Here is a 14,115-nt window from a genome sequence, read left to right as displayed (position 1 = left end):
CAGTGTCAGATCTGGGCCAAGTCAAGAAGGCCTCACAGGCCAATCACTGAATTCACGTGGAAAGCAGAAAACCGGTGCCGACGGCCCAAGTGGGCGTCGGCACCGGCGAGTTGAGCCGCTCTGGTGTCCTGTCACCCCACCAGGTTCTCGGCCATGTCCTCGGTGAGGCTGGACTCGGTGCCCGGGATGCCGAGGTCCGACGCGCGCTTGTCGGCCATGGCGAGCAGTCGGCGGATCCGGCCCGCGACGGCGTCCTTGGTGAGCGGCGGGTCGGCGAGCGCGCCCAGCTCCTCCAGGGAGGCCTGCTTGTGGTCCATACGCAGCCGCCCGGCGGCCGCGAGGTGCTCGGGCACGTCGTCGGCGAGGATCTCCAGGGCGCGGCCCACCCGGGCACCGGCGGCGACGGCGGCGCGGGCGGAGCGGCGCAGGTTGGCGTCGTCGAAGTTGGCGAGCCGGTTCGCCGTGGCCCGGACCTCGCGGCGCATCCGCCGCTCCTCCCACGCCAGCACGGACTCATGGGCGCCGAGGCGGGTCAGGAGCGCGCCGATCGCGTCCCCGTCCCGTACGACGACCCGGTCCACGCCCCGTACCTCGCGGGCCTTCGCCGCGATCGACAGCCGACGGGCCGCGCCGACCAGCGCGAGAGCCGCCTCCGGGCCCGGGCAGGTCACCTCCAGGGAGGACGAGCGGCCGGGCTCGGTGAGCGAGCCGTGGGCCAGGAACGCGCCGCGCCAGGCAGCCTCGGCGTCGCAGGTGGCCCCGGAGACGACCTGCGGGGGCAGGCCGCGGATCGGGCGGCCCCGGCCGTCCACCAGACCGGTCTGGCGGGCCAACTGGTCACCGCCGGCGACCACCCGGACGACGTAACGTGAGCCGCGGCGCAGTCCGCCGGGTGCCATCACGATCAGTTCGGAGCTGTGGCCGAAGATCTCCAGGATGTCCCGCTTGAGTCTGCGGGCCGCCATCGCGGTGTCCAGCTCCGCCTCGATCACGATGCGTCCGCTCACCAGGTGCAGCCCGCCCGCGAACCGCAGGATCGCCGAGACCTCCGCCTTTCTGCAGCAGGTCCGGGTGACGGGTAGCCGGGAGATCTCGTCCTTCACCGCTGCCGTCATCGCCATGGGCCGATCCTTCCATGCATCCGAAAAATACGGTCGTACGCGGCGGCCAACAGCTCCGGGTCGTGCCGCGGAGATCCATCGGTCCGGGCCACCGGCGCCAGCTCGACCGCGGCACCGAACCGTTTGGCGGCGTCGGTCAGGGAATCGCGGTCGGGCACGGCGGCCTCGTCGGCCAGCACCACGTCCAGGGCGAGTTTAGGGGCGTGTCGTGCCAAAACCTCCAAATGACGCTGCGGGGAGAAGCCATCGGTTTCTCCCGGCTGCGGGGCGAGGTTCAGCGGCAGCACGAGTCGGGCCTTGGTCTCGGTGAGGGCGTCGAGCAGCTCGGGCACGAGCAGGTGCGGGATCACCGAGGAGAACCAGGAGCCGGGGCCGAGGATCACCCAGTCGGCGTCGCGGACCGCCGCCACGGCCTCGGGCACGGCGGGCGGGTCGTGCGGCACGACGTGCACGGACTGCACCTCGCCGGGGGTGAGCGCGACGGTCGCCTGCCCCCGTACGGTGTCGACGTCGTCCGGGCGGTCCGGATCGTGCCCCTTGACCAGGGCCTGGAGCTCCAGGGGTACGGCCGACATCGGCAGCACCCGGCCCTGGGCGCCCAGGAGCCTGCCCACCAGGTCGAGGGCCTGGACATGATCGCCGAGCTGCTCCCACAGGGCGACGATCAGCAGATTGCCGACCGCGTGCTCGTGCAGATCGCCCTGGGACTGGAAGCGGTGCTGGATGACACGGGCCCAGGTCTGGCCCCAGTCGTCGTCGCCGCACAGCGCGGCCAGCGCCTTGCGCAGGTCGCCGGGCGGGAGCACGCCCAGTTCGTCGCGCAGGCGCCCGCTCGAGCCGCCGTCGTCGGCCACGGTGACGACGGCGGTGAGGTCACCGGTGATCCGGCGGAGGGCGGCGAGCGATGCGGACAGGCCCATGCCGCCGCCGAGCGCGACGACCTTGGGCTGGGCACCCCGGCGGCGCGGCCTGGCCCCGCGCGCCTCGACGGGCCTGCCCTCGCGGCCCTCGGGGGTGACCCGGCGCAGCCTGCTCAGCCGCGACGCGGTACGTCCGGTCACTCGCGCCCCATGTCCCGGTGCACGACCACGGTCTCGACGCCCTGGGAGGCGAGGCGGGCGGCCAGCTTCTCGGAGGTGGCGACCGAGCGGTGCTTGCCGCCGGTGCAGCCGACCGCGATGGTCACGTACCGCTTGCCCTCGCGGCGGTAGCCGGCGGCGATCATCTGGAGCAGCTCGGTGTAGCGGTCGAGGAACTCCTTGGCGCCGGGCTGGTTGAAGACGTAAGCGGAGACCTCCTCGTTGAGGCCGGTGTACGGGCGCAGCTCCGGGACCCAGTGCGGGTTGGGCAGGAAGCGCATGTCCACGACCAGGTCGGCGTCGACCGGGAGGCCGTACTTGAAGCCGAAGGACATGACGGTGGCCCGCAGCTCGGGCTCCTCGTCGCCGGCGAACTGGGCGTCCATCTTGGCGCGCAGCTCGTGCACGTTGAGGCTGGAGGTGTCGATGACCAGGTCGGCGTCGCCGCGCAGCTCGCGCAGCAGTTCCCGCTCGGCGGCGATGCCGTCGGTGATGCGGCCGTCGCCCTGGAGGGGGTGCGGGCGGCGCACCGACTCGAAGCGGCGCACCAGGGCGTCGTCGGAGGACTCCAGGAAGACGATCCGCCGGGTGACGTGCTTGGTCGCCAGGTCGGCGAGGGAGTCGCGCAGGTTGTCGAAGAAGCGGCGGCCGCGGACGTCGACGACGACCGCGATCCGGGCCACGTTCCCCTGGGAGCGGGCGCCGAGCTCCACCATGGTGGGGATCAGCGCGGGTGGCAGGTTGTCGACGACGAACCAGCCGAGGTCCTCCAGACACTTGGCGGCCGTGGACCGTCCGGCGCCGGACATGCCGGAGATGATGACCAGCTCGGGGATGGCCGCCTCGGGGACCCCGGCTGTTTCGATGCCCGTACTCACGTGTGCTCCGTCTTCCTGTGGCGCTGGGTGCTGCGGGGTATCGTCGCCCGCCACGCTGTGGGCTTCCCCGCGCTCCGCTGTGTGCTCCTGGTGCTGTTCTTCTGGACGCGCTGAGCGCTCCGGGAGTTCTGGACGCTCCGGGAGCTCTGGGCGCTCGTTGTGCTCGGTCATGTCTCCTGCCCTCGCCGCCGGTCCGGGGCGCCCGCGGCCACGGGCTCCCCAGAGGGGTCCGCCGTCATACCGGGCTCCTCTTCCTCCATGATCTCTCCAGTGGCCGTGTTCACGGCGGGTGCGGCCGGAGCCGCCTGGGCGAGGGCCGCGGCGATCGTCTCGGCCGTCTTGCGGCCTATGCCGGGAACCTCGCAGATCTGGTCGATCGTCGCGGAACGCAGCTTCTTCAGCGAGCCGAAGTGCTTCAGCAGGGCCTGCTTGCGAGCCTCCCCGAGGCCGGGCACGTCGTCCAAAGGGCTCGCCCGGAAGCGCTTGGCGCGTTTGGTCCGCTGGTAGGTGATGGCGAAGCGGTGGGCCTCGTCGCGGACGCGCTGGAGCAGGTAGAGGCCCTCGCTGGTGCGGGGCAGGACCACCGGGTCGTCCTCGCCGGGCACCCAGACCTCCTCCAGTCGCTTGGCGAGGCCGCACACGGCGATGTCGTCGATGCCCAGCCCGTCGAGCGCCCGCCGCGCGGCGGCCACCTGCGGCTGCCCGCCGTCCACGACGACGAGCTGAGGCGGATAGGCGAACCGCTTGGGACGGCCGTCGTCGTCCTTGAGACCGTTGGCGGGGCCGCCCAGACCGTCGCCGGAGCCTCCGAGGCCCTCGCCGGTGTCGCCGGGCTCGGCGGAGTCGTCCTCCACCCACTCGCCGGTCTTCTCCTTCTCCGCGAGGTACCGCCTGAAGCGGCGGGTGATCACCTCGTGCATGGAGCGGACGTCGTCCTGGCCCTCGAAGGTCTTGATCTGGAAGCGGCGGTACTCGCTCTTGCGGGCCAGACCGTCCTCGAAGACGACCATGGAGGCCACGACGTCGTCGCCCTGGAGGTGGGAGATGTCGTAGCACTCGATCCGCAGCGGCGCGGTGTCCAGGTCGAGGGCCTCGGCGATCTCCTCCAGCGCGCGGGAGCGGGTGGTGAGGTCGGAGGCGCGCTTGGTCTTGTGCAGGACGAGCGACTGCTGGGCGTTGCGCGCGACGGTCTCCATGAGCGCCTTCTTGTCGCCCCGCTGCGGGATGCGCAGGGAGACATTGGCACCGCGGCGCCCGGTGAGCCACTCCTGGACGGGCCCGACGGGGTCGGGCAGCGCCGGGACGAGGACCTCCTTGGGCACCGAGTCGCCGGTCTCCTCGCCGTAGAGCTGCTGGAGCGCGTGTTCGACCAGGTCACCGGTGGTCACGGCCTCGACCTTGTCGGTGACCCAGCCGCGCTGGCCGCGCACGCGTCCGCCGCGTACGTGGAAGATCTGGACGGCCGCCTCCAGCTCGTCCTCGGCGACGGCGATCAGGTCGGCGTCGGTCGCGTCGGCGAGCACGACCGCGTTCTTCTCCATGGCCTTCTTCAGGGCCTCGATGTCGTCGCGCAGGCGGGCGGCCCGCTCGTACTCCATCTCCTCGGCCGCGTCCGTCATCTGCTTCTCCAGACGACGGATGTACGTGCCCGTGCGCCCCGCCATGAAGTCGCTGAACTCGTCGGCCAGTTCGCGGTGGTCCTCGGCGGAGATCCGCTCGACGCAGGGGGCCGAGCACTTGCCGATGTAGCCGAGCAGACAGGGCCGGCCGGTGCGGGCTGCGTTCTTGAACACTCCGGCCGAGCAGGTGCGCACGGGAAAGACGCGCAGCAGCAGATCGACCGTGTCCCGGATCGCCCACGCGTGCGCGTACGGCCCGAAATACCGGACGCCCTTCTTCTTGTGACCGCGCATCACCTGCACACGCGGGTACTGCTCGTTCATCGTGACCGCGAGGTACGGGTAGCTCTTGTCGTCGCGGTACTTGACGTTGAACCGGGGGTCGAACTCCTTGATCCAGGAGTACTCCAGCTGCAGCGCCTCGACCTCCGTGGACACCACGGTCCACTCCACGGAGGCGGCCGTGGTGACCATCGTGCGGGTGCGCGGGTGGAGTCCGGCCAGGTCCTGGAAGTAGTTGGCCAGGCGCTGACGCAGGCTCTTCGCCTTCCCGACGTAGATCACCCGGCGGTGCTCGTCACGGAACTTGTACACCCCGGGAGAGTCGGGAATCTGCCCCGGACTGGGGCGGTAGCTGGAGGGATCGGCCATGCTCCACACCCTACTGGCGGCCACCGACATCACGGGGGGCCTGTGGACAAGGGCCGATCCCCGAAGGGGCGCGGGGCTATCGATATGCGGCTCCGCCGCGTGGGCGCGACACACACGCTCCGCACCCCCCGGACGGTATCTACGGCCGAGCTCTCAGCGCGTCTCCAAAAACGTCAGCACGGCCAGGACCCGCCGATGATCATCCGGCTCCTCCGGCAACCGCAGCTTTCCCAGGATGCTCCGCACATGCTTCTCGATCGTCCCCTCGGTCACCCACAGCCGTCTGCCGATCCCCGCGTTGGACCGCCCCTCGGCCATGAGACCGAGAACCTCCCGCTCACGATTGCTGAGCATCGACAGCGGATCGTCACGGCGCTGCGCGGCCACCAGCTCCTGCACCAGCGACGGATCGACCACGGAACCACCCCGGCGGATACGGTCGAGCGTCTCCAGGAACTCGTCCACGACGGTGATCCGGCTCTTGAGCAGATAGCCGATGCTGCGCCCGCCGGCCAGCAGCTCCAACGCGTCCTCGACCTCGACGAACGCCGACAGGACCAGGATCCCGACCGACGGATACCGCTCCCGGATGGCGCTGGCGGCCTTCAGTCCCTCGGTGGACTGGGTCGGCGGCATCCTGATGTCGACTATCGCGATGTCCGGAAGCTCGGTCTCCACCAGCTCCATGAGCCCGCCGGCGTCGCCGGCCTGCCCCACCACCTCGTAGCCGACGCGCTCGCAGAGGCTTGCCAGCCCCTCCCGCAGGAGCACGTCGTCGTCCGCGAGCACCACCCGCCCGCGCACCGGATGCTGATCGGCATCCATGGTCTCGGTCTCCCCCTTGCCCGACCTGTCCTGTTCGTCCCGACAGCCTGCCTGAACATGGGTCTTACGGCTAGCCGGAAGCCTAGTTGGGGGCGGGCCATGAAGACACCTGAACGTCTACCCGCCATGCTCGAGGAAGTGCAGCCGCGGGTGGACCGGCACCTCTGACGAGAGGCGGCGAGGCATCCGCCTGCCCAAGAGCCGGACGGCCGTCTCCGCCGTCCGATTCGACCGCCCGGAACGTACGCCCGTACCGAGTCCCGGACTCCCCCTTTGAACGGGCCTCACCGCGTACGCTTCGGGCGGTCATGCACTCGGCAGGACGACCGCCGCGGCCTCCTCGGGCGGTGCCAGCGGCAGGCGCACGCTCAGCGTCGTACCGCTCCCGGGCGGGCTGGCGACCGTCAACCTGCCGCCGATCGCCTCCACCCGGTCGATGAGCCCGATCAGCCCCGACCCCTTGTCGGGTTCCGCTCCGCCGACGCCGTCGTCGCGGATGACCAGCTCCAGTACGCCCGAGCGCTCCTCGGCCGCCACGGTCACCACGCTCGCGCGCGCGTGCTTGACGGTGTTGGTGAGGCTCTCGGAGGTGACGTAGTACGCGGCCACCTCGACCTGTTCCGGGAAGCGGGCTTTGGCGAACCCGAGGTCCAGTTCCACGGGGATGACGGAGCGGCGGGCCAGGGTGCGCAGGGCGGGGCCCAGGCCGCCCTTGGAGAGGACGGACGGGTGGATGCCCCGGGCCACCTGGAGCAGGTCCTGGAAGGCGTCGTCGAGGCCCTTGGCCAGATGGTCCAGTTGCTGGGCGAGTTCCGAGGAGCGGTCCTCCACCAGGGTCTCCGTCATCCGCAGCTCCAGTTGGAGGGAGACCAGGCGCTGCTGGACGCCGTCGTGCAGGTCGCGTTCGATGCGGCGCCGGGAGGCGTCCCCGGCGGCGACCACGCGCGCGCGTGAGGCGGTCAGCTGGGCGCGGCCGTCGGCATTGGCGATCGCGGTGGCGATCAGTTCGGTGAAGTCGGCGAGCCGGGACTCGGTGCCCTCGGGCAGCGGATCGAGGAGCGAGGCCGCCACGACGACTCCCCACAGCCGGCCCTCGACCACGATGGGGGCGCCCACCGCGGTGTCCGACCGGGCGCCGCCCCGGGTCCGGGCCACCTCCTCGATCGTCTCGCGGGCCGCCTCACGACGTGTCGTCCGGGCGGCCTCGGCGGTCGCGTCCACGCGCGCGTGCGCGATCCCCAGAACCTTGACGCTGTCGTCGGGCTCGTACCGCAGTACGGCCGCGGCCGTCCCCAGCAGGGACCCCACTTCCTCGGCCACCTTTCCGAACACGTCGGACGGTGGCACGCCCCGGGCGACCGCGGTGGCGACCCGGCGCAGCGCGGTCTGTTCGAGCGCGGCCCGGCGGCTCTCGGTGACGTCGCGGGCGGCGGCGTAGATGAGGCCCTCCTCGGGGACCGACCGGGCGCTCCACTGCAGCCAGCGCTCGGTGCCGTCGGCACGGATGTACCGGTTCTCGAACTCGGCGACCTCGGCGCCGCCCGCAAGCCGTGCGATGGCTTCGCGGGTTCTGTCCCGGTCGTCCTCGTGGACGAAGTCCAGGAGCGGACGGGAGGTCAGCGTCTCGATCGGATAGCCCAGGGTGCGTTCGAAGGCCGGGTTGACGCGCTTGAAGTAGCCGTCGACGCCGCTGATGCAGAGCAGGTCCAGGGAGAGGTTGAAGATGCCCTCCAGTTCCTGTTCGGCCCGTCTGCGCCGGCCGTGGGCCGCGGCGAAGGACGCCATGGTGCCGTTCATGCCGCCCAGCAGCTGGGCCCAGGTGCCGTCGAAGGAGTCGACGTCGGCCCGGTGTCCGAGCCTGCCCGCGTCGATCGCCGTGTTCATGTCCCGGATCTCGCCGGCCAGCCGTTCGCTGGTCACCCGCAGCTCGCGGAACGTGTCGGCGACGTCCCCGAGTTCGTCGTGTCCCGCGTAGCGGATGTCGTAGGAGAGGTCGCCGTCCGACAGGGCGCGGGCGCCCTCGGAGACCTGTCCGAGGGGGCGGGTGATCGAGCGGCGCAGGGCCAGCGCGAGCAGGGTGACGAGGGCCAGGACGGCGAGGGAGACGGCCAGTTCGGTGAAGGCCCGGGTCCGGGTGGTGCGCAGATCGCGGTGGGCGGTGGCGTCGAGTTCTCGGGCGGCCCGGTCCTGGATGCCGCGCAGGGCTTCGACGTAGCGCTCGGAGTCGGACAGCCAACTGTCGTACGAGGGCCAGTCGGCGGGCCGGGGGTCGGTGTCGGCGAGCAGGTCACGGACTGTGCGGACCTCGCGTCCGGGGACCTGGAAGATCGCGGTGTGCAGTTCGGCCTTCAGCTCGTCCGAGGCGGTCTGCTGGAACGCTCTGAGCTGGGCCTTCTCCAGTTCGGTCCAGCGGCCCGCGGCGGCGGTTGTGCGCCCCTCGCCGAGTGCGTGGAAGAGGATGGCGAGTTCCGCCCGTTCGCTCTCGGCGGCGGCGATGGCCCGCAGCATCGCGATGTGGGCGTCGGCCGCGCGGCCCGAGGCCCTGGTGGGGCGACCGGATTCGAGGGCGGCGACTATGTCGAGCAGTTTGTTCTCGATGACCTCGTACCGCTGGGTCACGGCCTGCGCGTCCAGCGATCCGGTGCCCGTCTGGACGCGCAGCGCGTGCAGCTGACGGCGTACGGCGTCGAGGACCCCGGCGACGTCGGACACCGGCTGCCGGTCGACGGCTTCCCCGAAGGCCCGCCGCAGCGCGTGGTCGGTGATCCGCTGGGCCTCCGACCGACCGCGCAGGGTGTCGGGTTCGGCACTCAGCCGGGCCTCGACCGCGGCGATGCGCTCGCGTGCGACGGCGCCTGCGACCTCGCTGGTCGCGAACGACACCTCGATCGCGGTGTCGAAGTCGCGCAGGGTCCGGGCCTCCTCCCACTGGGTCACGGCGGCGAACGCCGTGAAGGCCAGCAGGACGGTGACCGGCAGCAGGACGAGCAGCATCAGCTTGGGGCCGACACGCAGTCGCGCCAGGAACGGGACGGCTCCCACGGTCGCGGCGCGGCGGCGGACTCGCGCCATGGTGGGGCGCGGGGTGGGGACTCGTCCGCGGGACGGTGGGCGGAGCACGGTCGGGCCTCACGGTCCGGTCGGGGGGTAGTGACCGTGGTCCGCCAGGTCCTTGTCGACGGCCCGCACCGCCTCGTCCAGTGCGGGCTTGACGGCTTCTCCCCGCATGATCTTCGCGAAGGCACGGGCGAAGGCCTCGGTGATCGCCGGGTAGGCCGGGGTCTGTGGCCGGGGGCGGGCGGTCCCGTTGCGCAGTTGTTCTATGTAGAGACGCCCGGGGCCGCCCTCGGCGAACGCGTCGGTGCGGTCGATCGCGGTGCCGGTGGCGGGTATCCCGCCGTTGACGTCGGTCATCCGCAGGATCTCGTCGGGGCGCAGGAGGAATGCCAGGAAGCGCCAGACGGCGTCGCCGTCGGCCGTGCCCGCGGGGATGCCCCACTGCCAGGAACCCATCCCGGTGGCGGAGCCCGTGCCGAAGTCGGGCAGCGGCACGATCGCCACGTCGCCCGGGTGCGCCTCACTGAACTCGCCGTATCTCCAGTGGCCGTTCCAGGACACGGGACTTCTGCCCTTCTGGAAGGCCCCGGAGTCCTTGTTCTCGTCCACGTATCCCGCCTTCACCCAGCCCTGCAGCGTCGTCAGCGCCTCGACCGACTGCGGCCCGTTGAGCACTCCGTCGGCCGTTCGATAGGTGGAGCGTTCGATCAGGTCGCCGCCCGCCGACCACACGGCAGGTGCGAACCCGTACGTTCCCCATTCGGTGCCGGCCCACGGTATCTGGAGGTCCAGCGGCCTCTTGTGGCCCAGGGTGCGCAACTTCTTCAGGATGCCGGTGAACTCGTCGGCGGTCCAGGCGTCACCGATGCCCTTCGGGATGCGCACACCCGCCTCCTTCAGCACCGACGGCCGTACGTACAGGCCGAGTCCGGAGTCGAATGTGCCGAGGCCCCACAGCCTGCCCCGGTAGGTGCCCTGTTCGAGGACGGAGGGAAGCAGGTCCGCGCGCAGGGACTCCGGGACGCAGGAGTCGATCGGCCGGAGGTCGCCGGCCCAGGCGTGGCTGAACAGCTTCGGGGCGTCGAAGTCGAGCAGGTCGGGCAGTTCGCCGTCGGCGGCCGCCGTACGGACCAGGTCGTCGTACTCGCCCTCCGGGAGGCTGACGAGTCGGACTGTCACGTCGTCCTGGGAGGTGTTGAACGCCCGCACCTGTGCCCGCACGGCCTCCAGTTCACCGCGCGCCGCCGGCTCGTGGAACCACATCGTGATCTGCGCGGGGGTGTCGATCCGCCCGTCGCAGGTCGCGTCGGTGGCCCGCCGGGTGTCCTCGCCCCCCTCCCCGCCCGCGTCACAGCCGGCGAGCAGGGCCATACAGAGCACGAACGCCGACAGGGCCCGGCGGGGTGTCCGCGAAGTGCTGAGCCGGCCGGGCACCCCGGGAGTGCTTCGCCGGGGTCCGGCGGCGCGGGTCATGGTCCGCTCTTCGGGTAACCGTCGTGGGCGGCGAGATCCTGGTCGATGGCCTCGACCGCCTCGTCCAGCGTCTTCTCGACGGGCGCTCCCGAGAAGACGATGTCGGCGACCGCGTGCGAGAAGGCGACGGTGACCGCCGGGTACGCCGGTGTCTGCGGCCTGGGCCGGGCTGCGCCGCTCCGCAACTGCTCGATGAACAGCCGCTCCGCGCCGTCCTCGTCGTACAGCGGGGACAGCTTCACGGCCCCCTCCGTCGCCGGGATCGCGCCGTTGGCCTCGCTCATCCTGGCCACCTGCTCAGGCTGCAACAGGTACTCCAGGAAACGCCACACCGCGTCGCCGTCGGCGCCCCCGGAGGGGATGCCCCACTGCCAGGAACCCATCCCGGTGACGGTACCCGTACCGAAGTCGGGCAGCGGCACGATCGCCACGTCGCCGGGGTGCGCCTCGCTGAACTCGCCGTACTTCCAGTGCCCCATCCAGGAGATGGGCGTGCGGCCCTTCACGAACGCACTCTTGTCCTCCTCCGGGTCCCTGTCGACGTATCCCTCCTCCACCCACCTCTGCATGGTCGTGAGCGCCCCGACGGACTCCGGGCTGTTGAGGAACCCGTCGGCCGTGCGGAACTCCTCGGGGTCGATGAGGTCGCCGCCCGCCGACCACACGGCCGGTGCGAAGGCGTAGGTGTTCCACTCGTCGGCGAGCTTCGAGTCGGTGAAGTTCAGGTCGAGCGGCGCCTCGTAGCCCTCCGTGCGCAGCTTGCGCAGGATCTCCGTCAGCTCGTCGGCGGTCCAGGCGTCGTCGACACCCTCCGGCACGCGAACCCCGGCCTCCTTCAGCACCGACGGCCGTACGTACAGGCCGAGTCCGGAGTCGAACGTGCCGACGCCCCACAACCGCTCGTCGTACGTGCCCTGTTCACGGATGGACTGGAGCAGGTCCTTCCGGATCTCCGCGGGCACGCAGGAGTCGATCGGCTTGAGCGTGCCGGACCAGGCGTAGCTGTAGAGGTTCGGGCCGTCGAAGTCCAGCAGGTCCGGCAGGTCGCCGCTGGCCGCCGCGGACAGGACGAGTTCGGTGTACGGGCGCTGCTCGGGCAGGGTGACCAGCTCGACCCGCACCTGCCGCTGGGACCTGTTGAATTCCTTGACCTGGCTCTTCAGCGTGGTCTGCTCACCGCTCTGCCCCGCGTGGAACCACATCGTGATGTGTGCGGTGCCCTCGATCTTCCCGTCGCAGGTCGTGTCGCTTGCCGCCTTGTCCTCCTCGCCCGCCCGGCCGTCCCCGTCACTGCACCCGGCCAACAGCAGCACGGCAGCCGCCACGCCCGACGACAGGGCACGGCGAACAGGATGTTTTCCGAGGTCCCGGCGCTGCGTGTTCATCGCACACCCCCACTCGACCGGACGGCACGGCCCCCAGGGCAGCGACATGCTACTCCTCGTGTCGCGTTCGATTCCCTGGGTGAGAGTGAACCCGTTGATCCGGCAAAGGACTTCAGCACATTCCGGCTAACGGGAACCCGGCGGCGCCGACACTTTCCGGCTAGCCGGAATGTGCGCCCATGACCACCTTGGGAGGCTGTGACCATGTCCATGCGCTGTCTCATCGTCGATGACAGTGCCCGGTTCCTGGAGGCTGCCCGTACGCTGCTGGAGCGCGACGGGATCCGCGTCGTCGGCGTGGCCTCCACGGGCGCGGAGGCGCTGGCACGGGCCGTTGAACTGGCCCCGGATCTCGTCCTGCTGGACATCGACCTCGACGGCGAGAGCGGGCTGGAACTCGCACCGAGGCTCGCTCGCACCGCCGCGTCCGTCATCATCCTCACCTCCACACACCCGCTGGACGACGTCCAGGAACTCGTCGCCGCCAGTCCCGCCCGGGGATTTCTGCACAAGTCGAAGCTCTCGGGACAGGCGCTGCGGGACCTGCTGGGGCCTGATCACTGGTCCCCGGCGCATTGAGGATCTTGCCGGTGGTCTCCGGCCATGTCACGCGTCAGGTGTTGTCGGGACTTGGTCAGCACGCTTCAATGCGGGGGAACTCGGGGCAGGGAACGCCGTCGTACGGATGTGAAGACGGACGGCCGCCCAGGGTCTGCCGTCCGGATCAGGCCGGCTTCGGGCTACGGCGCCTGACGCCGCCGGCGAGCGGGGCTTGGTGCGTGCAGCTGCAAGGCGGAGGAGGGCGTCGACGCGATGGGGGCGCCCCCGAGCGAAACCGAGAGTGAGGGAGTCGGCAACCGACGACAACGCCGCAGATGCGCGCGCCAAGCCCCGCGACCCAGGCGTGATCCGAACGACAGGCCTTGTGCCCCGGAGCCCCGAGCGTCCACCGGCGTCCCGATCGGCCCGCGCGGTCCGACCACCCGTCGCACTCTCCTCTACAGAAAGGCCCCTGCATGCGGCACGCCACAGAGCACGCGGACGTCGCGGCGGTCACGGACGTCGCCACGGCGGAGTTGGAGTCGGTCCTGCGGGGCGGCCCCTTCCATGTCGCGCTGCGCGCCGCGATCGCCGCTCGCGGACTGCCGCTGCAGCGCGTGCAGCACCATCTGTCGCGCTACGGGGTCAAGGTCGGTGTCACCAGCCTCAGTTACTGGCAGCAGGGCGCCCGTCGTCCGCAGCGTCCCGAGTCGCTGCGGGCCGTGCGGGCCCTGGAGGAGATACTCCTGCTCCCGGACGAGTCACTGATCCGGCTGCTCGCCCAGGCCGACGAGCACGCCGGCCCGGAACGCCCCGCCGGCCGCTCGTACCGCTCCGTGGTGGAGGCCTCCGGCGTCCTGGAACGGCTCCTCGCCGAACTGGAGGTGCCACTCGACGGCGGCGTGCACACCGTCGGCCACCACGAGCGGGTCCGCGTCGGCGCGTGCCGGGAGCTACTGGGCCGCGAGTCCCAGCACATCGTGCGCGCCCACAAGGACGGTGTGGACCGCTATGTGGCCGTCCACCACGGCGACCCGGGCTGCGCGCCGGAGCGGATGACCGTCCGCGCCCTGGAGAACTGCCGCAGCGGGCGGGTGCGCTGGGACCGGAACACCGGTGTCCTCGTCGCCGAACTCCTCTTCGACACCCGGCTGCACAGCGGCGACACGTTCCTCTTCCGCTACGGCTTCGACGACGGCACGGCCGGTGTCTGCACCGAGTACGTCCGCGGCTTCCGCTCGACGGGCGGCCATTATGCCCTCCAGGTCCGCTTCGACGAACGCGCCCTGCCCGCGCACTGCCACCGCTTCAGCCAGCACTCCGCCGCGGCCCCCCGCAGCGGCCGACAGACCCTCCCCCTGAGCGGCCTCCACCGCTCCGTCCACCTCGTCGAACCACGGGTACGGACGGGGATCGTGGGGATCGGGTGGGACTGGGAGTGACCGGCCGAACGCCCGGCGACGGCTGAGGGCCGCGCGGCCCCGCCC

Annotated in this window: 10 protein-coding genes; 2 read left to right on the top strand and 8 right to left on the bottom strand. The window is 71.2% G+C overall.

The genetic code is table 11. The features are described 5' to 3' along the window. Positions 1 to 131 precede the first annotated feature (131 nt). The 8 genes from whiA to ACFU53_RS40955 form a co-directional block, all read right to left on the bottom strand. Positions 132 to 1,121: a DNA-binding protein WhiA gene (gene whiA / locus ACFU53_RS40990; RefSeq protein WP_384004643.1), complete on the bottom strand. Its 990-nt coding sequence runs from the start codon at positions 1,119 to 1,121 to the stop codon at positions 132 to 134. Further along, the gene (gene yvcK, locus ACFU53_RS40985; protein ID WP_384004641.1) at positions 1,112 to 2,182 is read right to left on the bottom strand and encodes a uridine diphosphate-N-acetylglucosamine-binding protein YvcK; all 1,071 of its coding nucleotides are present in this window, start codon (positions 2,180 to 2,182) and stop codon (positions 1,112 to 1,114) included. The genes whiA and yvcK overlap by 10 nt, the downstream gene beginning before the upstream one ends. Next, complete coding sequence (gene rapZ / locus ACFU53_RS40980; RefSeq protein ID WP_037691560.1) at positions 2,179 to 3,078, bottom strand: RNase adapter RapZ; 900 nt, start codon at positions 3,076 to 3,078, stop codon at positions 2,179 to 2,181. Before rapZ ends, yvcK begins: the two co-directional genes overlap by 4 nt. Positions 3,079 to 3,245: 167 nt before the next feature. Then, complete coding sequence (gene uvrC, locus ACFU53_RS40975) at positions 3,246 to 5,348, bottom strand: excinuclease ABC subunit UvrC (RefSeq protein WP_384004639.1); 2,103 nt, start codon at positions 5,346 to 5,348, stop codon at positions 3,246 to 3,248. Positions 5,349 to 5,501: 153 nt separating this feature from the next. Continuing rightward, positions 5,502 to 6,173 (bottom strand): response regulator, encoded by a 672-nt coding sequence (locus tag ACFU53_RS40970; protein WP_384004637.1) that lies wholly within the window; start codon positions 6,171 to 6,173, stop codon positions 5,502 to 5,504. A gap of 306 nt (positions 6,174 to 6,479) precedes the next feature. Beyond that, positions 6,480 to 9,245 carry a PAS domain S-box protein gene (locus tag ACFU53_RS40965; RefSeq protein ID WP_384004635.1) on the bottom strand — a complete coding sequence of 922 codons (2,766 nt, stop codon included), beginning with the start codon at positions 9,243 to 9,245 and terminating at the stop codon, positions 6,480 to 6,482. Between the two features lie 57 nt (positions 9,246 to 9,302). Continuing rightward, the gene (locus ACFU53_RS40960; protein WP_384004633.1) at positions 9,303 to 10,703 is read right to left on the bottom strand and encodes an ABC transporter substrate-binding protein; all 1,401 of its coding nucleotides are present in this window, start codon (positions 10,701 to 10,703) and stop codon (positions 9,303 to 9,305) included. Further along, the gene (locus ACFU53_RS40955; RefSeq protein WP_384004631.1) at positions 10,700 to 12,088 is read right to left on the bottom strand and encodes an ABC transporter substrate-binding protein; all 1,389 of its coding nucleotides are present in this window, start codon (positions 12,086 to 12,088) and stop codon (positions 10,700 to 10,702) included. Before ACFU53_RS40955 ends, ACFU53_RS40960 begins: the two co-directional genes overlap by 4 nt. 204 nt (positions 12,089 to 12,292) lie before the next feature. On the opposite strand from ACFU53_RS40955, the gene ACFU53_RS40950 reads away from it, so the two are divergent. Then, complete coding sequence (locus ACFU53_RS40950) at positions 12,293 to 12,667, top strand: response regulator (protein WP_384004629.1); 375 nt, start codon at positions 12,293 to 12,295, stop codon at positions 12,665 to 12,667. A 437-nt stretch (positions 12,668 to 13,104) separates the two neighbouring features. After that, positions 13,105 to 14,070, top strand: coding sequence for a hypothetical protein (locus ACFU53_RS40945; protein ID WP_384004627.1), 966 nt, complete (start codon positions 13,105 to 13,107; stop codon positions 14,068 to 14,070). Positions 14,071 to 14,115: the final 45 nt, after the last annotated feature.

It is taken from the genome of Streptomyces sp. NPDC057474 (assembly GCF_042802555.1).
In the GTDB taxonomy this organism is placed as follows: domain Bacteria; phylum Actinomycetota; class Actinomycetes; order Streptomycetales; family Streptomycetaceae; genus Streptomyces.
Note: the sequence above shows the minus strand (reverse complement) of the source record. Positions and strands in the feature narration are given on the sequence as shown.